Here is a 25867-nt window from a genome sequence, read left to right as displayed (position 1 = left end):
CCGCATGCATCATCAAATGTGGCTTACTGGCAGTCATCGCCATCCAATCAGGGATTTCTTCCCTACCCTCGCGGTCTTTTAACGCATGACGAATTCGCGCTCTGCTTACATACCTTCCTGGCTTCGCCCTGTTCTGCGTCCCTTGCTGGATCCGTATCGCCGTTATCGGAATGCGCGACTGATCCACGCGGCACGGATTTCGGTGGGTTTGCTGGTGACCATTCTGCTGACCACCGGGCTCAATCTGCCCCATGGCGAGTGGGCGTCGGTAACGATGCTGATCGTGATTGGCGGTCTGCAGCACCACGGCAACATCGGCAAGAAGTCGGTCGAGCGCGCCTACGGGACCCTGATCGGGGCGGGGCTGGGCCTGATGGTCGTGGTGCAGCAGGGCTATCTGGAGATACCGCTGCTGACCTACGCGATCATGTCGGTGCTGTGCGGTTTCTTTGCCTATCACGCTATCGGCAAGGGCGGTTACACCGCGCTGTTGTCGGCCATCACACTGTTCATCGTTGCGGGTCATGGTTACAACCCGATCAGCGACGGGCTATGGCGCACCGTGGATATCCTGATCGGTATTGCCCTGGCGCTGGCGTTCTCCTTTGCCCTGCCGCTGTACGCTGTGTTTTCGTGGCGCTACAACCTGGCCAGCGGACTGCGTGATTGCGCCAAGGTTTACGGACGGATCGTGCAGGGCCAGCCGGTGACAGCCGATGAGCATTTGAAGCTCACCGCCAAGCTCAATGGCACGATGCTGCAACTGCGCTCGCTGCTGCCGTCGGTGTCCAAGGAAGTGAAGATGTCGATGGTCGAGCTGGACGCCATTCAGGGACACTTCCGCATGTGCCTGAGCACGCTGGAAATCCTCGCCAACATTCGCCCGGCCAATCTGGACCAGATAGCGGGAGAATCGTTGAAGGCATCGCTGGATACCGAGTACAGGCAGGTCCGTCGTCAGTTGATCGGCATGGCCCGAGCGCTACAGACCGGCGCGACCGACCGGCTGGCGCGCTCTTCGGAGGCGAACCCTGTGAAACCCGAAGTTCCCGCTGAGTTGGTGGGCTATCAACTGATGACTCAGCAACTGGCGCACAACCTGGACGGCCTGCAGGCGCGTCTGGCAAAGACTGCGAGACGCTGGAAGTTCTGATACAACGCCGACTCACTGCAAACTTACGGCTGTGGGAGGCCTCCCGCAAAAAGTGTTTCGTCAGTAGCCTGTAGTTCTTTTGATGGAGATAGCAGTGTCCACTTCCCACCCGCCAATACTGGACGAAATCGACCGCAAGCTGATCGCGGCCCTGCAGATCAATGCCCGCGAAAGTGTCGCGACACTGGCCCGCCAGCTCGGCATTGCGCGGACCACGGTCACGTCGCGTCTGGCCCGTCTGGAGAGCACCAAAGTGATCACCGGCTACGGCGTACGTCTCGGCCAGCGTGTGGTCGATGGCGGTTTGCAGGCGTATGTCGGCATCACTGTGCAACCGCGTTCGGGCAAGGAAGTGCTGCGTCGGCTGAGTGCGCTGGCGCAGGTGCAACAGCTGTGCGCGGTCAGTGGCGAGTTCGATTACGTGGCCTGGCTGCGCACCGACTCACCCGAGCAGCTGGACGAACTGCTGGACCTGATCGGCAGCGTGGATGGCGTGGAAAAGACCACCACCTCGATCATCCTCAGCAGCAAGATCGACCGGGGCCAACCGGTCTGATCCTAAGCAAAATGACATAAATCCAATCAAAATAACGTCCATCTTCGTAACTTTGCACAAACAAACATCATATCGACGACACTTTGCGCCTTATTAACGTGCGCGCGCTTATCTAGACTGTTGTTTTTCGCCGTTGCCCACCAAGGTCAGTCATGAAAAACAACCGTCACCCCGCCAACGGCAAGAAGCCGATCACTATGTTTGGTCCCGACTTTCCATTTGCCTTCGATGAGTGGATCGAGCACCCGAAAGGTCTGGGCAGCATCCCCAAGGAACAGCATGGCGCGGAAGTGGCGATCATCGGTGCCGGTATCGCCGGGCTGGTAGCGGCTTACGAACTGATGAAGATGGGCCTTAAACCGGTGGTTTACGAAGCGTCCAAGATGGGCGGACGACTGCGCTCGCAGGAATTCGAAGGTGCCAAGGGCATCGTCGCCGAGCTGGGCGGCATGCGCTTTCCAGTGTCATCGACAGCCTTCTTTCATTACGTCGACAAACTGGGCCTTGAGTCCAGACCCTTCCCCAACCCGCTGACGGCGGCCTCGGGCAGTACGGTCATCGATCTGGAAGGCACCACCTATTACGCGCAGATGCTGTCGGACTTGCCCGCGCTGTTTCAGGAAGTCGCCGACGCTTGGGCTGACGCGCTGGAAAGCGGCTCGCAGTTTGCCGACATCCAGCAGGCGATTCGCGACCGCGATGTGCCGCGCCTCAAGGAGCTGTGGAACAAGCTCGTCCCGCTGTGGGACGACCGCACGTTCTATGACTTCGTCGCGACGTCCAAAGCGTTCGCCAAACTCTCGTTCTACCACCGCGAAGTGTTCGGCCAGGTCGGTTTCGGCACCGGCGGCTGGGACTCGGACTTCCCCAATTCGATGCTGGAAATCTTCCGCGTGGTCATGACCAACTGCGATGAACACCAGCACCTGATTGTCGGCGGCGTGCAGCAGGTGCCGGTCGGCCTGTGGAGCCATGTGCCCGACCACTGCGAGCACTGGCCCAAAGGCACCAGCCTGTCGTCCCTGCACCGCGGTGCTCCCCGTCCTGGCGTGAAGCGCATCGCCCGCAGCGAAGACGGCAACCTGACGGTGACTGACAATTGGGGCGATACCCGTCAGTACGCCGCTGTGCTGACCACTTGCCAGAGCTGGTTGCTGACCACCCAGATTGAATGCGAGGAAACGCTGTTCTCGCAAAAGATGTGGATGGCGTTGGACCGCACGCGCTACATGCAGTCGTCGAAAACTTTCGTGATGGTCGATCGCCCGTTCTGGAAAGACAAGGACCCGGAAACCGGCCGCGACCTGATGAGCATGACCCTCACCGATCGTCTGACCCGTGGCACCTACCTCTTCGACAACGGCGACGACAAGCCGGGGGTGATCTGCCTGTCGTATTCGTGGATGAGCGACGCGCTGAAAATGCTGCCGCAGCCCATCGACAAGCGCGTGAAGCTGGCACTGGACGCCCTGAAGAAGATCTACCCGAAGGTCGACATCGCGGCGCGCATCATTGGCGACCCGATCACCGTTTCCTGGGAAGCCGATCCGCACTTCCTCGGCGCTTTCAAGGGTGCGCTGCCCGGCCATTACCGCTATAACCAGCGCATGTACGCCCACTTCATGCAGCAGGACATGCCCGCCGAACAGCGCGGCATGTTCATCGCCGGTGACGATGTGTCCTGGACGCCTGCCTGGGTGGAAGGCGCGGTACAGACGTCGCTGAATGCGGTGTGGGGCATCATGAATCACTTTGGCGGCAAGACTCACGCCGAAAACCCCGGCCCCGGCGACGTGTTCAATGACATCGGCCCGATTGCGCTGGCCGACTGACAAAAGGAAATCCCCATGCGTGTCGCGTTGTATCAATGCGAGCCCTTGCCACGGGACGTCAGCGGCAACCTGATTCGGCTGGAACGTCAGGCGCAGGCCGCGGCCGCGCAAGGTGCGCAGGTGCTGGTCTGCCCGGAGATGTTTCTGACCGGCTACAACATCGGCGCCAAGGCCTGCGCCGAGCTGGCGCAAGCGCAGGACGGACCTGCTGCGACGCGCATCGCAGAGATTGCCCGGCAGTACGGGATTGCGATTCTGTACGGCTATCCGGAGCGTAGCGCCGAACAGCGGATCTACAACGCCGTGCAGTTGATCGACAGTCAGGGCGACCGGGTGGGCAACTACCGCAAGACGCACCTGTTCAGCGATCTCGACAAGTCGATGTTCAGCGCAGGAGCGGATCTTTGTCCGGTGATCGAGCTGAACGGCTGGCGACTGGGGATGTTGATCTGCTACGACGTGGAATTTCCCGAAAACACCCGTCGCCTGGCACTCGCCGGTGCCGAGCTGATTCTGGTGCCAACCGCAAACATGGCCCCCTTCGATTTCGTCTGCGACGTGACCGTGCGGGCACGAGCGTTCGAAAATCATTGTTACGTGGTATACGCCAATTACTGCGGCAGCGAGGGCGAGATTCGCTATTGCGGCCTGAGCAGCGTCTGCGCGCCGGATGGCAGCCGTCCTGCGTTGGCAGGGCAGGATGAGGCGTTGCTGATCGCCGAGCTGGACCGGGCGCAGTTGACGCAGGCCAGAGTGGTGAATGATTACTTCAAGGATCGCAGGCCGGATTTGTACCCGGCACGGTAAGGCACCCTCGATCATAATGATCGTTCCTACGCTCCAGCGTGGGAACGCCTCTCAGGACGCTCCGCGTCCGCTCTCGAATGTGTCGCAGAGCGTCACGGGATGCATGCCCACGCGGAGTGAAGGGCACGATCAGTGTCGAAGCAGACTTATGTATAACGATGAGCGCGGAGCATGGGCACGATCGGGTTCGGATCTGTTCATAAAACTCGGCACCTCGCGAAGCGGCCTGATTATCCGCTAGCATGACGCTCTGTTTCCCCAGCCCTTGCGACCCGCCATGCCCTCCCCGCACACGTCTGCCATCGAACGCTTCACCCTGGCCAACGGCCTGAGCGTGGTGCTGTGCCATGAGCTGCGGCTCAAGCGCTGCGCTGCTTCGTTGCGGGTCGCGGCGGGCAGTCATGATGTGCCGCAGGCATGGCCGGGGCTGGCGCATTTTCTGGAGCATCTGTTCTTTCTCGGCACCGAGCGTTTCGCCAAGGAGCAGAACCTGATGACCTTCGTGCAGCGCCACGGTGGTCAGATCAACGCCAGCACCCGCGAACGCACCACCGACTTCTTCTTCGAACTGCCGCCCGCTGTTTTTGCCGACGGTCTGGAGCGTCTGTGTGACATGCTCGCTCATCCGCGCATGACAGTTTCGGACCAATTGCGTGAACGCGAAGTACTGCATGCCGAGTTTATCGCCTGGCGAGGAGATGCCGAGTCCCGCCAGCAGAACCATCTGCTGGCGTCGGTAAATCCGCGGCATCCATTGCGCGGCTTTCATGCAGGCAATCGCTACAGCCTGTCGGTGCCCAATCCAGCGTTCCAGCAGGCGTTGAAAGACTTCTGCCAGCGCTTTTATCAGGCCGGGCAGATGACGCTGTGCCTGAGCGGGCCGCAGTCGCTGGCCGAACTCGAAAGGTTGGCAACGCGCTACGGAGCGTTGTTCGCCAGCGGCCAGCGCATTGAGCAGCACGCTCCGCCGCCATTGGCTCAAAACGCTGCACATGCGCCGGATACCGAGTCCCGACATATGCACCTGTTACTCGCCTGCGAAGGTTTGCCGGAAAAGGCTAATGAGGCCGCCGCATTCCTGTGCCATTGGATGAACGCTGCAAAGCCGGGCGGACTGGTGGCGACGTTGATTGAGCGGGGCCTGATCGATTCGCTGAAAACCGCGCCGCTCTATCAGTTCGGTGGGCAGTTGCTGCTGGATGTGAAGTTTGAAAAAAGCGCCTCAAGCACGCTCGCGCCCTTGGACGCAGCGCGTCTTTTGCTCGATTGGCTTTCGTTTTTCAGACAGAGCTGGCCCTCGCTCACAGAAGAATATCGGCGTATTCAGCAGCGTCAGTTGCAAGTCAGTGGCGCTTTGGCGCTGGCCCATCACTATTGCCGCGATCTTCCGGCAGAGCTGAGCGAACAAGGCGCCGAAGCGTTGCGCACATTACTGAACCAGCTCGGTCCCGACACGTTCATCAATCTTCCGGCTGTGGATAACTCGACGTCTGAACACGTCATCTGGCGTCTGCCTGCACCCAATCCGTTTTTACTGCCGGTTTCAGACGCCCGGCCGGTCGCCGACGAAGCAGCCGTATACCTGCGCTGGATATTGCAGCACCCGCAGCCCGCGCTCTGGCAACTGCTAAATGACAGCCTGAAAGACCTGATTGAAGACGCCCGACAGGCCGGCGTGACCCTGACGTTCAGTGCTTACGGCACGTACTGGCAACTCGGACTGGTCGGACTTCCTGAGCCGTTTGCTGCAGTTATCGAACACTGTCTGCATCGATTGACGCATCCAGCCCCTGAAACGCTGGCCCGCTACGGACAAACGGCAAGTGAACCGATGCTGATCCCGATTCGCCAGTTGCTAAAGAAACTGCCTGATCACTTTTTACACACACCGGCAGGACCAGAGACCGGCGATCTGCAGTGTGTCTGGACCGCGTCAAACTGGACGAGCCTTGCCATAAAGCTGCCGGGCAGCTGCAAAACTCGCGTGAATGCAGCGCTGGCCAGCTGCAAAACTCGCGTGAATGCAGCGCTGGCCAGCGCGCCAGGCAGTCCGCAAGCACAGTTGCCAACGCCCAGGGCGAATCAGCCAGGCAAGCGCTGGCAAACGCAAGCGTCGCCGTCTTCGGAAAGCGCAGTCGTGCTGTTCTGCCCGGCACCCAGCGCATCGGCTGAGGATGAGGCTGCGTGGCGCATGCTCGCTCACCTGCTTCAAGCGCCCTTCTACCAACGGCTGCGGGTCGAGTTGCAACTGGGCTACGCGGTGTTCAGCGGCGTCCGGCAGATCGACGGAACAACCGGACTGCTGTTCGGTGTCCAGTCACCGGTGAGCGATGTCGATCAGCTCGTCGCGCATATCGAGGACTTTTTGAGTGCGCTGCCTGAACTGATAGCCAACGCCGATCTGCCTGAACAACGTCAGGCGTTGGGCGCGCAGCTGGACCCGTCGACGCTGCCCCACGAGCAGGCCGCCGAAGCGCGCTGGCAAGCACACCTCGCCGGGCATGCCGAAGGTCATACGGATTGCTTGCGTGTCGCTCTGTCAAATCTGGATACACACTCGTTAAACGCGGCCGCACGTCAGTTGAGTGATGCCAGCACAGGCTGGCTCATCCTCGCCAATCGCCCACCAGCCCCAGCCTGCAAGGATCGTTACCTGAACGGTAACGGTCTTTCGTAGAGATTTGGCCCCTCCGGGATTGTTAAATTGAGTAAGATAGCTCCCTAAGCATCTGAACGTATGGCGTTACCCGTGCACTAAGATGTAGTCACCAACCGCAGCATTATCTGAAGGAGCTTTCCCATGTCGTGGACTAAACCTGCTTACACTGATTTGCGCATCGGTTTCGAAGTCACCATGTACTTCGCAAGCCGCTGATTCCAGTGCGCTGTAAAGCCTCGGTTCGCCGGGGCTTTTTTTATTGTCGGGCTGCTTTTGTTTTTGTTTCGGGTCATGTGGTAGGGAGCTGACATGTACATCCAGATTCTAGGTTCCGCTGCCGGTGGTGGTTTTCCCCAGTGGAATTGCAACTGCGTCAACTGCGCAGGTTTTCGCGACGGCAGCCTGCGGGCGCTGGCGCGTACTCAATCGTCCATCGCGCTGTCCGACGATGGCGTGAACTGGGTGCTGTGCAATGCTTCGCCGGATATTCGCGCCCAGCTGCAGGGCTTTGCACCGATGCAACCGGGCCGCGCGCTGCGTGACACCGGTATCAGCGCCATCGTGTTGATGGACAGCCAGATCGACCACACCACGGGCCTGTTGAGCCTGCGCGAAGGCTGCCCGCATCAGGTGTGGTGTACCGACATGGTTCACGAAGACCTCAGCACCGGCTTTCCACTGTTTGAAATGCTCAAGCACTGGAACGGTGGTTTGGACTGGAACCGCATCGAGCTTCAGGGCAGCTTCGTAATCCCGGCCTGTCCGAACCTGCGCTTCACGCCATTCCCGCTGCGCAGCGCCGCTCCGCCCTACTCGCCGCACCGTTTCGACCCGCACCCGGGCGACAATATCGGCCTACTGGTGGAAGACACCCGCACCGGCGGCAAGCTGTTCTATGCTCCGGGCCTGGGCAAGGTCGATGAAGCGCTGGCCGAGAAGATGCGCGACGCCGACTGCCTGCTGGTCGACGGCACGATGTGGGACGACGACGAGATGCAGCGCCGTGGCGTGGGCACTCGCACCGGTCGGGAAATGGGCCATCTGGCCCAGAACGGTCCCGGCGGCATGCTCGACGTGCTGGAAGGTTTCCCGACCCAGCGCAAGGTGCTTATCCACATCAACAACACCAACCCGATCCTCGACGAAGACTCTCCCGAGCGCGCCGAACTGGTCCGCCGCAACGTCGAAGTTGCCTTCGATGGCATGAGTATCGAGCTTTAGGAGCCGACATGAGCGAAGCCACTGCGCTGTCCCCCGCCGAATTCGAGCAGGCCCTGCGGGCCAAGGGCGCGTATTACCACATCTACCATCCCTATCATGTGGCGATGTACGAAGGCCGCGCGACTCGCGAACAGATTCAGGGCTGGGTCGCCAACCGCTTCTACTATCAGGTGAACATTCCGCTCAAGGACGCCGCGATTCTGGCCAACTGCCCGGACCGCGAGATTCGTCGCGAGTGGATTCAGCGCCTGCTCGATCATGATGGCGCCCCCGGTGAAGACGGCGGCATCGAAGCCTGGCTGCGACTCGGTCAGGCAGTGGGCCTGGACCCGGATCAGTTGCGCTCGCAAGAACTGGTGCTGCCGGGCGTGCGTTTTGCCGTCGATGCCTACGTGAACTTCGCCCGCCGCGCCAACTGGCAGGAAGCGGCCAGCAGCTCGCTGACCGAGCTGTTCGCGCCGCAGATTCACCAGTCGCGCCTGGACAGCTGGCCTCAGCATTACCCGTGGATCGACCCGGCCGGTTACGAGTATTTCCGCACCCGCTTGGGCCAGGCACGCCGCGATGTGGAACACGGTCTCGCGATCACGCTGCAGCACTACACTACGTATGAAGGCCAGCAGCGCATGCTGGAGATCCTGCAGTTCAAGCTCGATATTCTGTGGAGCATGCTTGATGCGATGTCCATGGCGTATGAATTGAACCGCCCGCCCTATCACAGCGTCACAGACCAGAGGGTCTGGCATAAGGGAATCGCGCTATGAACGTTCATACTCACAAAGACAATTCGAACCCGGAACGCCTGGCATTTCGCAACAAGGTCCCCAAGTGGCGTCAAGGCTATCGCTTCCAGTTCGAGCCTGCCCAGAACGGCAATGTGCTGCTGTACCCCGAAGGCATGATCAAGCTCAATGACAGTGCCGGCTGGATTGGCGGGCTGATCGATGGACAGCGAACGGTCGCTGCCATCATTCAAGAACTGGAACACAAATTCCCCAACGTTCCCGAACTGGGCATGGACGTCGATGACTTCATGAAGGTCGCCCAGGAAAAACACTGGATCACTCTTGACTGACATGACACTCGCAACCTCCAGCCCCCTGATACCGCCCAGGCCGGAAACCGGCCTGCCGCTGTGGTTGCTGGCCGAACTGACCTACCGCTGCCCGCTGCAATGCCCGTATTGCTCGAACCCGCTCGACTTCGCAAAACAGGGTCAGGAGCTGACCACCGAGCAGTGGTTCAAGGTGATGCAGGAAGCCCGGCAGATGGGTGCGGCACAAATCGGCTTTTCCGGCGGAGAACCGCTGGTGCGTCAGGACCTGGCCGAACTGATCGCCGAGGCGCGACGGCTGGGTTACTACACCAACCTGATCACCTCGGGCATCGGCCTGACCGAAGAGAAAATCATCGCGTTCAAGGAGGCCGGTCTGGACCATATCCAGATCAGCTTTCAGGCCAGCGACGAGCAGGTGAACAACATGCTCGCCGGCTCGAAGAAAGCCTTCGCGCAGAAGCTGGAAATGGCCCGCGCCGTGAAGAAGCATGGCTACCCGATGGTGCTGAACTTCGTGACCCATCGGCATAACATCGACAAAATCGACAAGATCATCGAACTCTGTCTGGCCCTTGAGGCGGATTTTGTCGAGCTGGCGACCTGTCAGTTTTACGGCTGGGCGCACCTGAACCGCATCGGCCTGCTGCCGACCAAGGATCAACTGGTACGCGCCGAAGCTGTCACTAACCAGTACCGTGAACAGCTGGAAGCGAAAAATCATCCGTGCAAACTGATTTTCGTCACCCCCGATTACTACGAAGAACGCCCCAAGGCCTGCATGAACGGCTGGGGCAGCATCTTCCTGACGGTGACACCGGACGGCACCGCCCTGCCGTGCCACGGCGCGCGTCAGATGCCTATCCAGTTTCCCAACGTGCGCGAGCACAGCATGCAGCACATCTGGTATGACTCGTTCGGCTTCAACCGCTTTCGCGGTTATGACTGGATGCCCGAGCCCTGCCGGTCCTGCGACGAAAAGGAAAAGGACTTCGGCGGCTGCCGCTGTCAGGCTTTCATGCTGACCGGCGACGCTGCCAATGCCGATCCGGTGTGCAGCAAGTCCCAGCACCACGGAATGATCACGCAGGCTCGCGAAGAATCCGAGACTGCCACCCAAACCATTGAAGAGCTGGCCTTCCGCAATGAACGAAACTCAAGACTCATCGCCAAATCGTCCTGAGCCGCTTTCCGCAGCCCAGGCCGTCGCTGCAGGCGTGGACTTCGCCGAACTGGATGTCAGCTCGGCAGGCCTGTTCTGGAATGAATTCCGCCCTGAAGACGGCGCCTGCCGTATCTGGCAATGGTACGCGGGCGATAGCCGCTGCCTGACGCCCGATGGCTTCAGCGTGCGCAGCCGAGTGTATGAGTACGGCGGAGGATCATTCTGCCTGGCCGATGACGCGGTGGTGTTCGTCAACGAGCGCGATCAACAGCTGTATCGTCAGCCGCTGGACGGCAGTACGCCGGTGTCGCTGACTCAGGGCGATAAACGCTACGGCGGCGTATTCCATACCAATGGCCAGATCCTCGCCGTTGAAGAAGACCATAAAACCCACCGGCTGGTGAGCATCGATCTGGCTGACGGGCAACGTCGATTGCTGGCGGAAGGCGCGGACTTCTACGCCTCGCCAGTCGTCAGCGCCGATGGCAGGCGATTGGCCTGGGTTGAGTGGCAGCGCCCGCATCAGCCCTGGACGGTTACGCGCCTCATGTGCGCAGCGAAGCAGGATGACGGCAGTTGGGGTAAGGCGCTGTGCATCGCGGGCGATGACGCAGAAGAATCCTTGCAGCAGCCACGCTTCGATGCGCAGGGCCGTTTGTACTGCCTGACTGACCGGGCCGGGTTCTGGCAGCCCTGGACTGAGTCCGCGTCTGGCTTCGTCCCCTTGAAAGCGGCGGCAGCGGACCATTCGCCAGCACCCTGGCAGTTGGGCGGGTGCACGTGGCTCCCGCTCAGCGATGGTTTTCTCGCCTGCTGGTCGCAGGACGGCTCGGGCATTCTTGGCTTGAGCGACACCGAGGGCTCGGTGACTGACTTCAGCGCCGGTTACAGCCGCTTTCGCAGTCTGGCGCTGGATGAGGAATACATCTATTGCATCGCCACGTCGGCCATCAGCACGTCGGCGGTGCTCGCTATTTCTCGTGCTGACAAAAGCGTGCAGGTTGTGGCTGGAGGGACGTCGCCACTGCCGCCCGAGCAGATCAGTCGTCCCGAGTCGTTGTGCTACCCGAGCGGTGATGCCGAGGCTTACGGATATTTCTATCCGGCCATGACCGGTGCAGAAAAGCCGCCGCTAGTGGTGTTCATTCACGGCGGCCCGACCTCGGCCTGCTATCCGGTGCTAGACCCACGTATTCAATACTGGACCCATCGCGGTTTCGCCGTCGCCGACCTCAACTACCGGGGCAGCTCGGGCTATGGCCGTGAGTATCGCCAGGCCCTGCACCTGACCTGGGGCGTGGCGGATGTCGAGGACGCCTGCGCAGTCGTTGCCCATCTGGCCGACAGAGGCTTGATCGACGCGAATCAGGCGTTCATCCGTGGCGGCAGCGCTGGTGGCTACACCACGCTGTGCGCACTGGCGTTTCATGATGTCTTTCGGGCGGGCGCGAGTCTGTATGGCGTCAGCGACCCGGTTGCACTGGCACGGGCGACTCACAAGTTCGAGGGTGATTACCTGGACTGGCTCATTGGCGACCCGGTTGAAGACATTGAGCGCTACGAGGCGAGAACACCACTGTTGCACGCTGACGGCATCAGCGTACCGGTGATCTTTTTTCAGGGCGAACTGGATGCCGTAGTGGTCCCGGCGCAGACCCGTGACATGCTCAAGGCCTTGCAGGACAAGGGCATCAAGGCCGAAGGACACTTTTACCCGGACGAATACCACGGCTTCCGCAAGGCGGCGAACTTGGCAGATGCGCTGGAAAGGGAATGGCGTTTTTACCGGGATGTTCTGGACGGCGCCGTATGATCGTTCCCGCGCCGGGAACGATCAACCGCAGCACCTTGAAGCGCTGACTGCTTACTTACGCGAAACGATGATGTAGATCGCGTGGATGATGCCCGGGATGTAACCGAACAGGGTCAGCAGGATATTCAGCCAGAAAGCGCCGCCCAGACCCACTTGCATGAACACGCCCACCGGGGGCAGCAGAATGGCGAAGATGATACGAATGATGTCCATGGAAAGCTCCTGAGTGATTGGCTCTGATTGGCCATACAGCTAATCGACCCTGGGCATCGATGAGGGTTCAACCCGCTCTGGCACGGCGCCAGCATTCTTCGGCATAAATCGCTGGGTGAACGGCGAGAGAACCTGACGCCGATCGTGTCCATCGCTGCGCGCTCATCGTTATACACAAGTCCTCTTGGAGGAATACGATGATGATCGTTCCTACGCTCTGCGTGGGAATGCCTCTCAGGACGCTCCGCGTCCGCTCTCAATGTGGCGCAGATGTGTGCCCAAGCTACAGCGTTATCCACGTCATGCGCTCGGCTAACTGAATCCTCCGTCTGTGCCATTTGTGACGCGGAGCGTCACGGGATGCATGCCCACGCGGAGTGATGGGCACGATCAGTGTTGAGGCAGACTTGTGTGTAACGCCGAGCGCAGAGCGTGGTAACGATCAACCCTGGCACTGGGTGGGGGATATAAAACACGCGCACAAAGAAAACCCCGCCGAAGCGAGGTTTTCCAGACTGTTTCCCTGACATCCCTTTCGTCCCACCATCCTGGCAGGCTTCCCTACGTGTCCCTGTTATGTTTGATTGCGCATCCTGCGCTACGTCCATGGATTTAGAGTAACTTTGGATCCGAATTAAAGGAAGAGGCCAAATGGCAGCACGACGTGTAAGCAAATGCTTACACGCTGCTACTGTTTCAAAACTGTTCGGCGTCCAGCAGGAACAACGACTCGCTGCCAGCACGTACTGATGCGTTCAACGAATGAATACGCGGCAGCAGACGGGCGAAGTAGAAACGCGCCGTACCCAGCTTGCTGGCGTAGAAATCCTCCTGCGCTTCCTTGCCTACGGCGGCCTTGGCCATCATCGCCCACATGTAGGCGTACGCTGTGTAACCGAACAGATGCAGATACTCCACAGAAGCCGCACCGATCTCATTGGGATTGCTGCGCGAACGGTCCAGCACCCAGTTGGTCAGCTCGTCCAGCATGTCCAGGGCTGATGCCAAAGGACGGGTGAACTCGCCAAGCGAACTGTCCGAAGCGGCGATGAACTCACGCACCTCATCCGAAAACAACTGGTAGAACGCGCCACCGGAACCGACGATCTTGCGGCCGACCAGGTCCAGCGCCTGAATACCATTGGTGCCTTCATAAATCTGGGTAATGCGCACGTCACGAACCAGTTGTTCCTGGCCCCACTCACGAATGTAGCCATGACCGCCGAATATCTGCTGACCATGCACGGTGGTCTCCAGGCCGACATCGCTGAGAAATGCCTTGGCGACCGGGGTCAACAGGGCAACCAGGTCATCGGCGCGCTTGCGATCCGTGTCGTCTTCGCTGAACTTGGCGATGTCCAGTTGCAGGGCGACGTAGCTGGAAAACGCACGGCCACCCTCGTTGAATGCCTTCATGGTCAGCAGCATGCGTCGCACGTCAGGATGGACGATGATCGGATCAGCGGCCTTTTCCTTGTTCTGCGCACCGGTCGGCGCACGGCTTTGCAGACGGTCGAGGGCATATTCAACCGCGTTCTGGTACGAACGCACGCCCGACGCCAGCCCCTGAATGCCGACACCCAGACGTTCGTAGTTCATCATGGTGAACATCGCCGCCAGCCCCTTGTTGGGCTCGCCGATCAGGTAGCCGACCGCGTCATCGAAGTTCATCACGCACGTGGCCGAAGCCTGAATACCCATCTTGTGCTCGATGGAGCCACAGCTCACGGTGTTGCGCTCACCGATGCTGCCATCGTCGCCGACCATGAACTTGGGCACCAGAAACAGCGAAATGCCTTTCGGGCCTGCTGGCGCGTCCGGCAGCTTGGCGAGAACCAGATGAATGATGTTCTCGGTCAGGTCGTGCTCGCCGCCGGTGATGAAAATCTTGCTGCCAGTGATCTTGTAGGAACCGTCAGTCTGCGGCTCGGCCCTGGTGCGGATGATGCCCAGGTCGGTACCAGCGTGGGCTTCGGTCAGGCACATCGAACCGCACCAGACGCCCGAATACATGTTTGGCAGGTACTTGGCTTTCAGCTCTTCGGTGGCATGGGTGTTGATCGACACGCAGGCACCCGACGTCAGCATCGGGTACAGGCCGAATGCCAGACTGGCGGAGTTGAGCATCTCCTCGACCTGAGCCGAGACCACCTTGGGCATGCCCATGCCACCGAAATCAGGATTGCCACCAACGCCGACCCAGCCGCCTTCGGCGTAGGTGCGATAAGCTTCAGGGAAACCCGCTGGCGTGGTCACGACGGTGTCCTTCCAGTGACAGCCTTCCTCGTCACCATTGCGGCTCAGTGGCGCGATGGTCTTGCTGGTGACCTTGCCTGCTTCTTCAAGAATGGCATCGACTGTCTCGGCATCGACCGTTTCAGCCAGCGCCGGCAGTTGAACCCAGAGTTTGGAAACCTCGAACACTTCATTGAGGACGAAGCGCATATCGCGCAGCGGCGCTTTGTAATCAGCCATGGCAAACCTCGTGAAAACGGAGCGAGAGACCTGTAAATGCTGATTCGTTGCGGTCGGGAACACGGATCAGCCGTCGATAGACACGAGTCTACCCGAACAACATTTCAGACACATAGGGTCGTGTCGTGACTATCAAGTCATAACAGGTCACTGGTCAGAAACGTTTTATCAGGTCGCCGCTTCGGTGGTTCGCACGGCTCCGCGCCGGCTCTGCTGCTGGTGAGAAATCACACAATTGCGCCCGGCGCCCTTCGCGGCGTAGAGCGCCTGGTCGGCAGCCTTGAGCACTTCTTCAGGCGTGCGATGTTCCGGCTGACGCTCGGCCACACCGATGCTGACAGTGACCGACACGGTGCCGGTGTGCGCGCCACCTCGGCGTTGACGACCTTGCTGGTCGTCCTGTGGCCGACTGTCCTTGTTGCGCAGTTGGATTTCGTAGCTGGCAATGGATTCACGAATCGCTTCCAGATGCGGCAGGCATTCGTCGAGGGTCTTGGCCGCAAACACGATGGCGAACTCTTCGCCCCCGTAGCGATACGCTTTGCCACCGCCGTTGGTGATTTTCGACAGTTTGCTGGCCACCAGGCGCAGCACCTGATCGCCCACGTCGTGGCCGTGGGTGTCGTTGAATTTCTTGAAGTGGTCGACATCGCTCATCGCCAGTACGTAATTACGCCCCAGACGCTGCATGCGCTCGTTCAATGCGCGACGCCCCGGAAGGCCGGTCAGCTCGTCGCGGAAGGCCATCTGGTAGGCCTCATGAGCAACGGCGGCGGCGATCATCAGCATCACCTGGCTGCACAGAATATTCAGCGTGAAAGGCAGAATGAAGGTCTTGGGCAACGCCCAGAATAAACCCAGCAGACCGACGAGTTGCGCCGCGTGCAACGGCCTGGGTTTTTCCAGGTACTGCCAGAGCAATACGGCGAACGAGATCAAAAACATCGCATACGACAGCTGGATCAGGCTCATCCACGCGCCGTGCAGCGCAGGCCAGCGAATGTCGGCGAGCCAGGTCTGCAACGCCATCGGGTAACTTTGCTCGAGCCCCAGCGCGACGCTGCCCACGGCCAGCAGCACCGCAAGCCGTGCGACCAGATCCTGAAACAGATGCGTGCGCTCTTCCCACGCGGCATAAAGCCCGTAGAGCACCGGCAGCAACAGACAGACCAGATGAAAGATCACCGCAGCGTCTTCGCGCACCTTGCCGAAATCGCGGTAATAGTCGGTCTGGGTGTCCAGCAGGTAATAGGCGATGTACACGGTGATCATCAGAAACAGCTCGCGCTGACGCCGATAGACACCACAGTAGGCACCGCCCAACAGCAGCACGAGAGTCGGCAGCACGTTGAACAGCGAGGTGAAGAACACGTTCAGGTCTTTGACATACGCAGCCGCCAGCCCCGCCACCAGCAATGCCAGTGACGGCAGAAAATGACTCAGTCGCGCAGCAGATGGACGTAACAAAAGAGGCTGTCTCCTCGCCGGAATCCGAGTAATTACCCGAATTGGTAGCATTGTGCCTTCATCCTGAAAACAATGCATTCAGCAGGATTGAACAGTGACTGATTCTGTAACGGCAGAAGACGGAAAAGGTTTATCGATTGATGGTGAATAGCCATACAACGCTGGATGATCGCAGACAGACGGCGTCTGATCGTTCCACACGCTCAGCGTCCGGTGTACACGCTGAAATCCCTGTGACCCGACCATTTGGGACGCGGAGCGTCCCGGGCTACATACCCACGCGGAGCATGGGCACGATCAATACCGAGAGCATGATCGTTCCCACGCTCTGCGTGGTAACGCCTCCCAAGACGCTCCGCGTTCGCTCTCAATGTGACGCAGAGTGTCATGGGCACGATCAAATCCGGGACCAAAAAAAGCCGCCTGATCAGCGATCAGGCGGCCTGGGTGACTCGGACCGGACTCAGTAAGCCAAGCCGAAATCTTCCTCTTTCATTTCCATCAGGTTGCCAGCACCGGACAGCATGGTGGCGACGTGAGTGCGGGTGCGCGGCAGGATGCGCTGGAAGTAGAACCGCGCGGTCTGGATCTTGGCGCGGTAGAACGCCTCGTCCGACGTACCGGCTGCCAGCTTCTCGGCCGCCAGACGCGCCATGTCTGCCCAGAAGTAGGCGAGGCAGGCGTAACCCGAGTACATCACGTAGTCGACCGAAGCAGCGCCGACTTCTTCACGGTCCTTCATGGCGGCCATGCCCACTTTCATGGTCAGTTCGCCCCACTCCTTGTTCAGCGCTGCCAGCGGAGCCACGAATTCCTGAACGGACTCGTTGCCTTCGTTAGCCTGGCAGAACTTGTGCACGATTTTGGTAAAGCCCTTGAGCGCTTCGCCCTGGGTCATCAGCACCTTGCGACCCAGCAGGTCGAGTGCCTGGATACCGGTGGTGCCTTCGTACAGCATCGAAATACGGCTGTCGCGAACGTTCTGCTCCATGCCCCACTCGGCGATGAAGCCGTGGCCGCCGTAGATCTGCACGCCGTGGTTGGCGGCTTCGAAACCCACTTCAGTCATGAACGCCTTGGCGATCGGGGTCATGAAGGCCAGCAGCGCATCGGCTGCTTTCTTCTGATCGGCATCTTCGCTGTACTTGACGATGTCGACCTGCTTGGCTGTGAAGTACACCATGGCGCGTGTGCCTTCGGCGAACGCCTTCATGGTCAGCAGCATGCGACGCACGTCAGGGTGAACGATGATCGGGTCAGCCGCCTTTTCAGGTGCCTTAGGGCCGGTCAACGAACGCATCTGCAGGCGCTCACGGGCGTATTTCAAGCCCCCCTGGAACGCCAGCTCAGCGTGAGCCAGACCCTGCAATGCAGTGCCCAGACGCGCCGTGTTCATGAAGGTGAACATGCAGTTCAGGCCTTTGTTCGCCGGGCCGATCAGGTAACCGGTAGCGCCGTCGAAGTTCATCACGCAGGTGGCGTTGCCGTGAATGCCCATCTTGTGTTCGATGGAACCGCAGTTCACTGCGTTGCGCTCACCGACGCCGCCATCGGCAGACGAGAGGAACTTGGGCACGATGAACAGCGAGATGCCTTTGGTGCCAGCCGGAGCATCCGGCAGGCGGGCTAGCACGATGTGGACGATGTTATCGGCCATGTCGTGTTCGCCAGCGGAAATGAAGATCTTGGTGCCGGAGACCTTGTAAGTGCCGTCAGCCTGAGGCTCGGCCTTGGTGCGCAGCATGCCAAGGTCGGTGCCGCAGTGAGGCTCGGTCAGGCACATGGTGCCGGTCCATTCGCCAGACACCAGTTTGGTCAGGTAGGCCTCTTGCTGCTCGGGCGTACCGTGTTCGGAAATGGTGTTCATCGCACCATGCGACAGGCCTGGGTACATGCCCCACGACCAGTTCGCTTCACCGACCATCTCGCTGACTGCCAGACCCAGCGATTCAGGGAGGCCCTGACCGCCGTGCTCGACGTCATGCGCCAGGCTCGGCCAGCCGCCTTCGACAAACTGTTTGTACGCTTCCTTGAAACCGGTCGGCGTCTTTACGCCGGTTTCGCTCCAGGTACAGCCTTCGATATCGCCTACCCGATTCAGCGGAGCCAGTACTTGCTCACAGAACTTGGCGCCCTCCTCGAGAATGGCGTCAACCATATCCGGGGTAGCGTCCTGGCAGGCTGGCAGACTCTGATAGTGCGCTTCGTAGCCGAGCAGTTCGTCACGAACGAAACGAATATCACGCAAGGGGGCCTTGTAATCAGGCATAGCGATTAACCTCTGCTGATGAATCCTGGAACGAATGACCGGGCGGTGACTGGAAGCATGCTCCCAGAAGAAGACAATCTCGTATGCCTTACGGTCAAACAGGTGTTTGAAACATACGTTTACGCCCAAACCTTGTCAATAGCGGCGCACGCACCATTCGTCCACGATGCGCTGCAGACCACGCAGGCAACGGAAAGCGGCGTTATGTAAACGATTGTGTGGAGTCTAGTTGAGCGGCAAGGGGTTGCAGCGGCGATACAGGATCGTGATAAGGGGAGATTCAGCGCATGACGCCGTGCACGAAAGGCACGGCGCGAGAATTACAGAAAAGGGGTCAGGCGTAGGTATCGATCAGCGTGCCCAAGGCTTCATTACTGGCTCTCTGCGCAGCAAGTCCAGCTTCGATCTGCGATTTGCCAGCCGCCAGTTCGACGATGTTGGCGGGCAGGTCGGAGCGCTGGCTTCGATCGACCGAACGCAGGTTCTCGAGCTGGAAGTCCGAAGACTGGCTCCGACCCGACACTTCGATGTTGCTGCTGGCGATCTGCGTGGCTGCCTGATCGACACGGCTTTGCCCGACCTGCATGGCGCTCAGACCTGGGTAAAGGGTGTTGTTCATGGTGATTTGCATAAGCCGATCCTCGGTTCAAATAGCGAACAAAACCATTGAACCAGTAACGGCGGGTAAATGCTCGACAAATAGACTAATGGCACTAGGCCTGTTAATAGCCTGAGCCTTGAACAATCAAAACATTCAGGCGAGTCAATGAGATAGCTGCGCTATGCGTCGAGCAGCTCCAGATGCAGACATTGCGCCACATTTTCGGCGTCGGGATTCTTGAGCCGTGGCACACGCCCAAGGCACGGCGCCGGAAGACGCTCGGCCAGCGTGGCGAGGTTTTCTTCCAGCCGCGACGTCTTGCCATCAATGATGTTGGCGACCCAGCCTGCAAGGTGCAGCCCGTCTCTGGCAATCGCCTCGGCCGTCAGCAGCGCATGGTTGATGCAGCCGAGGCGCACGCCAACCACCAGAATCACCGGCAGCCCCAAGGCAATGGCGAGGTCAGACAGGTTGCTCTGATCGGCCAGCGGCACGCGCCAGCCTCCCGCACCTTCTATCAAGGTGAAGTCCGCCTGTTTGCTCAGGATGTGCTGCATCGGTTGCAGCAGGGAACGAACGGTCAGTGCCACACCCGCCTCACGCGCGGCCAGATGAGGCGCGATCGCGGGCTCGAAGGCCACCGGATTGACTTCGTCATAGCTCAACGTGATGGAGCATTCGGCCTGCAACGCCAGCGCGTCGGAGTTGCGCAGCCCCTGGGGCGTGACAATACAGCCTGATGCAACCGGTTTGCCTGCCGCCGTGCTCAAGCCGCTCAGTCGTGCGGCATGCAGCAGACCGGCTGCAACCGTAGTCTTGCCAGCATCCGTGTCAGTTCCGGTGATGAAATACGCAGCGCTCATCTCGGCGTTCTTCCCTTTATGAAGTGAACCCGGTCAGGGTTTTTCAAGTACCGCATAGACCACCTGATAGGTGGCGGGCAGCCCTGCGTTCTGGCGAAAGCGCTCGTACGCCCGCACCAAGCCCAGAATCCGTTCGCGCCCCGTCAAGCCGCTGGGCCGTCCGGGGTTGAGGTTGTGGGCGCCCAGCGCTTTCAGTTCATGGGTCAGGCTACGCACGTCCGGGTAATGCAGCACATGCGGACGCACTTCAAGGCTGCTGACGCTCAAACCGCTGGCTGCGCACAACTGACGATAGTCGTCCTCGCGCCGAAAGCGGTTCACATGCACCCGACCATCAACGGCCTGCCAGCTTTCGCGCAGTTCATACAACGTTCCTGTGCACAGGCTGGCGAAGGCAAACACCCCGCCCGGCTTCAGCACTCGAAACGCTTCACTCAGCACAGCCCTGAAGTCCGCGCACCACTGCACCGCCAGGCTGGAGAAAATCAGCTCGCAGGCTTCATCGGCCAATGGCATGCGTTCGGCATCGCCTGCCACGAAATGCCGGGCGCCGCCCAAAGGTTGAGCGTGACGCAGCATGCCTTCGGCGATGTCCAGCGCGACACCTTCGCTGGCGTCGAATCTCTGCGCCAGTACGCGGCTGAAATAGCCCGTTCCGCTGCCCACATCCAGCCAGCGTGAGGGAGCGCATTCGGTTGGCAAGCGGGACATCAGCTCATGCCCGACGGCGCGCTGCAATTCAGCGACGCTGTCGTAACTGCCCGCTGCGCGGGAAAATGAGGCCGCGACCTGACGCTTGTCAGGCAGACCTGCCGACAGCACGGCGTGTGAAAGGTCAGTCATGGTCCGACTCGTGTTCCGATTCATGTAGAAAAGCCTGGATCGCAGCGGCCACGCCATGGGGGTTTTCCAGAAGGAAGGCGTGGCTGGCCTGTTCGATCACGCCGACTTCAACATCCGGCAACAGGTCCAGCAGATCGCCCGCAGCTTCGGCCGGTACGAACGCATCGAGCCCGGCAAACAGATGTAACTGGGGTCCACGATAGGTCTGCAAGGCACTTCGCGTGTCGAGTTGCTGCAGGATCTTCAGCCCGTCAACCAGCGCAGTGGGCGAGGTATGCGGCGCGCCGGCCTTGAGCAGTCGGGCCAGACCGCGTGGGTCTTCCGCACCTTGGGTGCACAGCAGACTGAAGCGCTTGAGGGTTGCATCAGGGTCGGCAGCGCAACCTGCCAGAAACGCTTCGAAGTCCTGCGCAGGCATCGCATGCGGCCAGGCACCCTGCGTGACGAAACAGGCATTGCTGGCCAGCGTGAACAGACCGCAACAGCGTTCGCCGCGCCGGGCCGCCAACTCTCCCGCGAGCATGCCGCCCAATGACCAGCCGCCCAGCCAGGCGTCGTCGGGAAGGTTGGCGTCCAGCTCATCGAGCCAGTCGTTCAGCTCACAGCTGTCGATGTCCGGAAGCGGTTCGACCTCGACGCGCAAATGTTCGTCCAGCCCGCGCAACGCAGCCGCCAGCGGTTCAAGTGGCGAAACACCCAGGCCCCAGCCCGGCAGCAGGATCAGACGATCACGCATGATCGGGCTCCATGGATTCAACCGCGTCCAGCAGCGGGTAACACTGCTCCAGTGCATTCAACAATAGCTGCACTTGCGCCTCGGTGTGCGCCGCCGACAGTGTCACTCGCAGACGCGCGCTGCCAACAGGCACGGTGGGCGGGCGAATGGCAGTCACCATCACGCCACGCTCGCGCAGCAGTTGCGACAGGCGCAAGGCACGTCCGGCATCGCCGATCAGAATCGGCTGGATGGGTGTGAAGCTGTCCATCAGTTGCAGGCCCAATTGCTCTGCGCCGTGACGGAATTGGCGGATCAGGTTGGTCAGATGTTCGCGACGCCAATGCTCGGTGCGCAGCAGCTCCAGGCTTTTAAGCGTCGCGCAGGCCAGCGCAGGCGGCTGGCTGGTGGTGTAGATGTAGGGCCGGGCGAACTGGATGAGGGTTTCGATCAGCTCTTCACTGCCCGCCACGAAAGCCCCGGACGTGCCGAAAGATTTGCCGAGCGTACCAATCAGCACCGGCACATCCTCCATGCTCAGGCCGAAATGCTCGACAAGCCCGGCACCGTTGGCGCCCAGCGGACCGAAGCCATGCGCATCATCAACCATCAGCCACGCGCCTTTGGCCTTGGCGGCACGTGACAAAGCAGGCAGGTCGGCCACGTCGCCGTCCATGCTGAACACGCCGTCGGTCACCACCAGCGTATCGCCCACGGCGTTCTCCAGCCGGGAATCGAGGCTTGCCACGTCGTTGTGCAGATAACGGGAAAACCGCGCGCCACTGAGCAGACCGGCGTCCAGCAGCGAGGCGTGGTTCAGACGGTCTTCCAGCACGGTATCGCCCTGACCCACCAACGCTGTGACAGTGCCGAGATTGGCCATGTAGCCGTTGGAGAACAACAGGGCGCGCGGCCGACCGGTCAGTTCGGCCAAGGCTTCTTCCAGCGCATGGTGCGGCGTGCTGTGGCCAATCACCAGATGCGAGGCTCCGCCGCCGACACCCCAGCGCTCGGCCCCCGCCTGCCACGCGGCAATCACCTCGGGATGATTGGCCAGCCCCATGTAGTCGTTGTTGCAGAAGGCCAGCAGCGGCTTGCCATCGACCACCACCTGCGGCCCTTGCGGGGTCTCAAGCAGGGGTCGCTGGCGATAGAGATGTTCGTTGCGGCGCGCCTTGAGTCGGGTACGCAGATCGAAAGACATGCAGGCTCCGCTCCAGAGGGTCAGGCAGACGCTGCGTCGTAGAACAGCGCACTGCTTTGCTGCTCGACCAGCGCCTGCTCGATGGCGGCCTGATGCACTTCGTCAGGATGCTCTTCGCCCGCTTCCGGCTTGATGCCCAGACGGGAGAACAGCAGCATGTCCTTGTCGGCCTGCGGGTTGGCGGTGGTCAGCAGTTTGTCGCCGTAGAAAATCGAGTTGGCACCGGCAAGGAACGCCAGCGCCTGCATCTGCTCATTCATCGCCTCACGGCCAGCGGACAGGCGCACGTGGGATTTGGGCATCAGAATCCGCGCCACCGCCAGCATGCGGATGAAGTCGAACGGATCGACATCTTCGGCGTTTTCCAGCGGCGTACCGGCGACCTTCACCAGCATGTTGATCGGTACCGACTCGGGATGCTCCGGCAGATTGGCCAACTGAATCAGGAGACCGGCGCGGTCATCGAGCGACTCGCCCATGCCCAGAATGCCACCCGAGCAGATCTTCATTCCGGCATCGCGCACGTAAGCCAGGGTTTGCAGACGCTCGCCGTAGGTACGGGTGGTGATGATGCTGCCGTAGAACTCGGGCGAGGTGTCCAGGTTGTGGTTGTAGTAATCCAGGCCGGCGGACGCCAGCGCGGCAGTCTGGTCCTGATCCAGACGGCCGAGGGTCATGCAGGTTTCCAGGCCCATCGCCTTCACGCCTTTGACCATCTCCAGCACGTACGGCATGTCTTTGGCCGACGGATGCTTCCACGCCGCGCCCATGCAGAAACGGGTCGAGCCGATGGCCTTGGCGCGAGCGGCTTCTTCCAGCACTTTCTGGACTTCGAGCAGCTTTTCCTTTTCCAGGCCGGTGTTGTAGTGACCGGACTGCGGGCAGTACTTGCAGTCCTCGGGGCAGGCACCGGTCTTGATCGACAGCAGGGTCGAAACCTGAACGCGGTTGGCGTCGAAATGAGCGCGGTGCACGCTCTGCGCCTGAAACAGCAGGTCATTGAATGGCTGTACGAACAGCGCCTTGACCTCGGCTAAAGTCCAGTCGTGACGCAGAGTGGCGGTGATGCTGGCGCTCATCGGGCGGCTCCTTTGTGATTCTGGGGGCTGAGCGCGGGGACGAAAAGACCACAAGCGCTACACGGATGTTCGGCATATTTAAGGAAGAGCGATGCGCTGTCAACCAAACCACAAGCACGAGGTTTACATCTGGTTAAAAAACAAACAGAACTGTTTGTTATGCGATGAACGCAGCGATGTCGCGTTGCCCATTTGCATGCCGTGCGAAACCGAGCTGCCGTGGCTCGGCGACCAATGCGAGTGCTGCGCCCTGCCCTTGCCGATGTTCGGCATGAGCTGCGCGCAGTGCATCAGAAAGCCGCCAGCCTTCACTCAGGTGGTCGCGCCCTGGCTGTATGACTTCCCGGTTGACAGTCTGATCACCCGCTTCAAGCACAACGGCAAATGGCCCATGGGGCGGTTGATGGCTGAACTGCTTGGGCAGTTTCTACAGCATCGTTTTGACGAAGGACTGGCACGCCCTGATTATCTTGTGCCTGTACCGCTCGCCAGCAAACGCTTTCGCCAGCGAGGTTACAACCAGGCTGCCATGCTCGCCGCCTGGCTGAGTAAAGAACTTCAACTGCCGATGGATGAGCGCCATGTGCTGCGAATCCGTGACACGCCCAATCAACAGGGTCTGGATGCCAAGGCACGCAAGCGCAACCTGCGCGGGGCGTTCGCTCTGGTGGATGCCGAATGGCTGCGCGGCAAGCATATCGCCCTGGTGGACGACGTACTGACCACCGGCTCCACCGCCGACGTGATTGCCCGTTTATTGACCGGTGCAGGTGCCAGCCGGGTGGACGTCTACTGCCTGGCCAGAACGCCCAAGCCGGTGGAGGGGTCATAGATCTCCAGCACACCGATCGTGCCCATGCTTCGCGTGCACATGCAGCCGTGACGCTCTGCCTCACATCAACAGCGTCAACAGCAGACGCGGAGCGTCCCGAGAGGCGTTACCACGCTGGAGTGGGAACGATCAGCGTGAAGTTGACGAAGCGAACACAGGGCATGGGAACCATCAGATGTTTTACACTCGCGCCACCTGCCAGAGCGTTCAATCACCATGCCGTTACCCCCCCTCCTCACCCAACACATGGCCCGCCGCCCGCAACGTATTGCGCTGTTGCAGCACATTGACGAGCAGGGTTCGATCACCCGTGCGGCCAAGAGCGCGGGGCTGAGTTACAAGGCGGCGTGGGACGCCATCGACGAGTTGAACAATCTGGCGCAGAAGCCGCTGGTCGAGCGCAGCGTTGGCGGACGCGGCGGCGGTGGTGCGAAGTTGTCGGCAGAGGGCGAGCGGGTGCTGCGGCTTTATCAACGGGTTCAGGCACTTCAGGCGCAGGTGCTGGAAGCCGCCGAAGACAGCAGCGACCTCGACCTGCTCAACCGCCTGACCCTGCGCACCAGCGCGCGCAACCAATTGCTGGGGCGGATCGTGAGCATCACCCGGCAAGGCCATAACGACACGGTTCGCCTGCGCCTCGCGGACGAGGTGTTCATCGACGCGCAAATCACTCACGACAGCAGCCTGCGCATGGAGCTGACTGTCGGGACTGAGGTCGTCGCCCTGATCAAGGCCGGGTGGCTGGAATTGTTCGCAACCAGCCACTCTGAAACATCGGGAAACAATTGCCTTTTCGGACAGATCGAAGAAGTGATCGACGCCGAAGACGGTCCCAGCGAAGTGCGCATCTTCCTGCCCAGCGGCCATACGCTGTGCGCCCTGGCGAGCCGTGACGTGTTGCACACACAACAGCTGGAAACCGGCAATCCGGTGCAGGTCCGCTTCGCGCCTTCGCTGGTTCTGCTGGGCACGCCGCTCTAGCGATTCAGGGCCATTGTTACGACACAATTCCGTCATACACGCGCTTTAAGGTAGCCACCACATTT

22 protein-coding genes and 1 pseudogene are annotated in these 25867 nt (G+C 60.4%); 13 read left to right on the top strand and 10 right to left on the bottom strand.

The features are described from left to right. Nucleotides 1-85 precede the first annotated feature (85 nt). From QRN20_RS14205 to QRN20_RS14155, 11 genes and pseudogenes are all read left to right on the top strand, one after another. Nucleotides 86-1153: an FUSC family protein gene (locus QRN20_RS14205; protein ID WP_004880088.1), complete on the top strand. Its 1068-nt coding sequence runs from the start codon at nucleotides 86-88 to the stop codon at nucleotides 1151-1153. 94 nt (nucleotides 1154-1247) lie between these two features. Next, the gene (locus QRN20_RS14200) at nucleotides 1248-1709 is read left to right on the top strand and encodes an Lrp/AsnC family transcriptional regulator (RefSeq protein WP_122425662.1); all 462 of its coding nucleotides are present in this window, start codon (nucleotides 1248-1250) and stop codon (nucleotides 1707-1709) included. Nucleotides 1710-1861: 152 nt separating this feature from the next. Further along, nucleotides 1862-3541: a flavin monoamine oxidase family protein gene (locus QRN20_RS14195; protein ID WP_004880091.1), complete on the top strand. Its 1680-nt coding sequence runs from the start codon at nucleotides 1862-1864 to the stop codon at nucleotides 3539-3541. Between the two features lie 15 nt (nucleotides 3542-3556). Next, nucleotides 3557-4348, top strand: coding sequence for a carbon-nitrogen hydrolase family protein (locus tag QRN20_RS14190; RefSeq protein WP_122469118.1), 792 nt, complete (start codon nucleotides 3557-3559; stop codon nucleotides 4346-4348). A gap of 277 nt (nucleotides 4349-4625) precedes the next feature. Continuing rightward, nucleotides 4626-7012 (top strand): annotated as a pseudogene (pqqF, locus tag QRN20_RS14185) (pyrroloquinoline quinone biosynthesis protein PqqF). A gap of 136 nt (nucleotides 7013-7148) precedes the next feature. Then, nucleotides 7149-7223, top strand: coding sequence for a pyrroloquinoline quinone precursor peptide PqqA (gene pqqA / locus QRN20_RS14180; protein ID WP_003422658.1), 75 nt, complete (start codon nucleotides 7149-7151; stop codon nucleotides 7221-7223). A 93-nt stretch (nucleotides 7224-7316) separates the two neighbouring features. Then, nucleotides 7317-8228: a pyrroloquinoline quinone biosynthesis protein PqqB gene (gene pqqB, locus QRN20_RS14175; RefSeq protein WP_122469122.1), complete on the top strand. Its 912-nt coding sequence runs from the start codon at nucleotides 7317-7319 to the stop codon at nucleotides 8226-8228. Between the two features lie 8 nt (nucleotides 8229-8236). Continuing rightward, entirely contained in the window at nucleotides 8237-8992 is a 756-nt protein-coding gene (pqqC, locus tag QRN20_RS14170) for a pyrroloquinoline-quinone synthase PqqC (protein WP_004880097.1), read from the top strand. Beyond that, the gene (gene pqqD, locus QRN20_RS14165; RefSeq protein WP_004880098.1) at nucleotides 8989-9303 is read left to right on the top strand and encodes a pyrroloquinoline quinone biosynthesis peptide chaperone PqqD; all 315 of its coding nucleotides are present in this window, start codon (nucleotides 8989-8991) and stop codon (nucleotides 9301-9303) included. Before pqqC ends, pqqD begins: the two co-directional genes overlap by 4 nt. A 1-nt stretch (nucleotide 9304) precedes the next feature. Then, nucleotides 9305-10465 carry a pyrroloquinoline quinone biosynthesis protein PqqE gene (pqqE, locus tag QRN20_RS14160; protein WP_413818024.1) on the top strand — a complete coding sequence of 387 codons (1161 nt, stop codon included), beginning with the start codon at nucleotides 9305-9307 and terminating at the stop codon, nucleotides 10463-10465. Then, entirely contained in the window at nucleotides 10428-12260 is a 1833-nt protein-coding gene (locus tag QRN20_RS14155) for a S9 family peptidase (RefSeq protein WP_285360610.1), read from the top strand. The genes pqqE and QRN20_RS14155 overlap by 38 nt, the downstream gene beginning before the upstream one ends. Nucleotides 12261-12311: 51 nt before the next feature. Here QRN20_RS14155 and QRN20_RS14150 read toward each other — a convergent pair whose 3' ends face one another. The 10 genes from QRN20_RS14150 to bioB form a co-directional block, all read right to left on the bottom strand. Further along, complete coding sequence (locus QRN20_RS14150) at nucleotides 12312-12473, bottom strand: YqaE/Pmp3 family membrane protein (RefSeq protein ID WP_004880105.1); 162 nt, start codon at nucleotides 12471-12473, stop codon at nucleotides 12312-12314. 696 nt (nucleotides 12474-13169) lie between these two features. Next, complete coding sequence (locus QRN20_RS14145) at nucleotides 13170-14948, bottom strand: acyl-CoA dehydrogenase C-terminal domain-containing protein (protein WP_122605600.1); 1779 nt, start codon at nucleotides 14946-14948, stop codon at nucleotides 13170-13172. 168 nt (nucleotides 14949-15116) lie between these two features. After that, nucleotides 15117-16415 (bottom strand): GGDEF domain-containing protein, encoded by a 1299-nt coding sequence (locus QRN20_RS14140; RefSeq protein WP_096767420.1) that lies wholly within the window; start codon nucleotides 16413-16415, stop codon nucleotides 15117-15119. Nucleotides 16416-16878: 463 nt separating this feature from the next. Beyond that, entirely contained in the window at nucleotides 16879-18684 is a 1806-nt protein-coding gene (locus tag QRN20_RS14135) for a phenylacyl-CoA dehydrogenase (protein ID WP_025994839.1), read from the bottom strand. A 334-nt stretch (nucleotides 18685-19018) separates the two neighbouring features. After that, nucleotides 19019-19315, bottom strand: a complete 297-nt coding sequence (locus tag QRN20_RS14130) for a hypothetical protein (protein WP_004880111.1) — start codon at nucleotides 19313-19315, stop codon at nucleotides 19019-19021. A 149-nt stretch (nucleotides 19316-19464) separates the two neighbouring features. Next, nucleotides 19465-20148 (bottom strand): dethiobiotin synthase, encoded by a 684-nt coding sequence (gene bioD / locus QRN20_RS14125; protein WP_285360609.1) that lies wholly within the window; start codon nucleotides 20146-20148, stop codon nucleotides 19465-19467. A 33-nt stretch (nucleotides 20149-20181) separates the two neighbouring features. Next, on the bottom strand, nucleotides 20182-20991 hold the full coding sequence (bioC, locus tag QRN20_RS14120; protein WP_088234421.1) for a malonyl-ACP O-methyltransferase BioC: 810 nt from the start codon (nucleotides 20989-20991) through the stop codon (nucleotides 20182-20184). Next, on the bottom strand, nucleotides 20984-21727 hold the full coding sequence (locus QRN20_RS14115; RefSeq protein WP_029244096.1) for an alpha/beta fold hydrolase: 744 nt from the start codon (nucleotides 21725-21727) through the stop codon (nucleotides 20984-20986). The genes bioC and QRN20_RS14115 overlap by 8 nt, the downstream gene beginning before the upstream one ends. Next, a complete protein-coding gene (gene bioF, locus QRN20_RS14110; RefSeq protein ID WP_096767417.1) occupies nucleotides 21720-22910 on the bottom strand; it encodes an 8-amino-7-oxononanoate synthase in 1191 nt (396 codons plus the stop codon). The genes QRN20_RS14115 and bioF overlap by 8 nt, the downstream gene beginning before the upstream one ends. Before the next feature lie 20 nt (nucleotides 22911-22930). Beyond that, on the bottom strand, nucleotides 22931-23989 hold the full coding sequence (gene bioB, locus QRN20_RS14105) for a biotin synthase BioB (RefSeq protein ID WP_004880120.1): 1059 nt from the start codon (nucleotides 23987-23989) through the stop codon (nucleotides 22931-22933). A gap of 91 nt (nucleotides 23990-24080) precedes the next feature. Here bioB and QRN20_RS14100 point away from each other — a divergent pair, with 91 nt between their 5' ends. Together QRN20_RS14100 and QRN20_RS14095 are read left to right on the top strand one after the other, a co-directional pair. Beyond that, complete coding sequence (locus tag QRN20_RS14100; RefSeq protein ID WP_096767416.1) at nucleotides 24081-24821, top strand: ComF family protein; 741 nt, start codon at nucleotides 24081-24083, stop codon at nucleotides 24819-24821. Nucleotides 24822-25037: 216 nt separating this feature from the next. After that, nucleotides 25038-25802: a TOBE domain-containing protein gene (locus tag QRN20_RS14095; protein ID WP_029244099.1), complete on the top strand. Its 765-nt coding sequence runs from the start codon at nucleotides 25038-25040 to the stop codon at nucleotides 25800-25802. The last annotated feature ends 65 nt before the right edge of the window (nucleotides 25803-25867 follow it).

Origin of the sequence: Pseudomonas sp. fls2-241-TYG-175 (assembly GCF_030209155.1) — a bacterium.
Classification (GTDB): Bacteria; Pseudomonadota; Gammaproteobacteria; order Pseudomonadales; family Pseudomonadaceae; genus Aquipseudomonas; species Aquipseudomonas viridiflava.
Note: the sequence above shows the minus strand (reverse complement) of the source record. Positions and strands in the feature narration are given on the sequence as shown.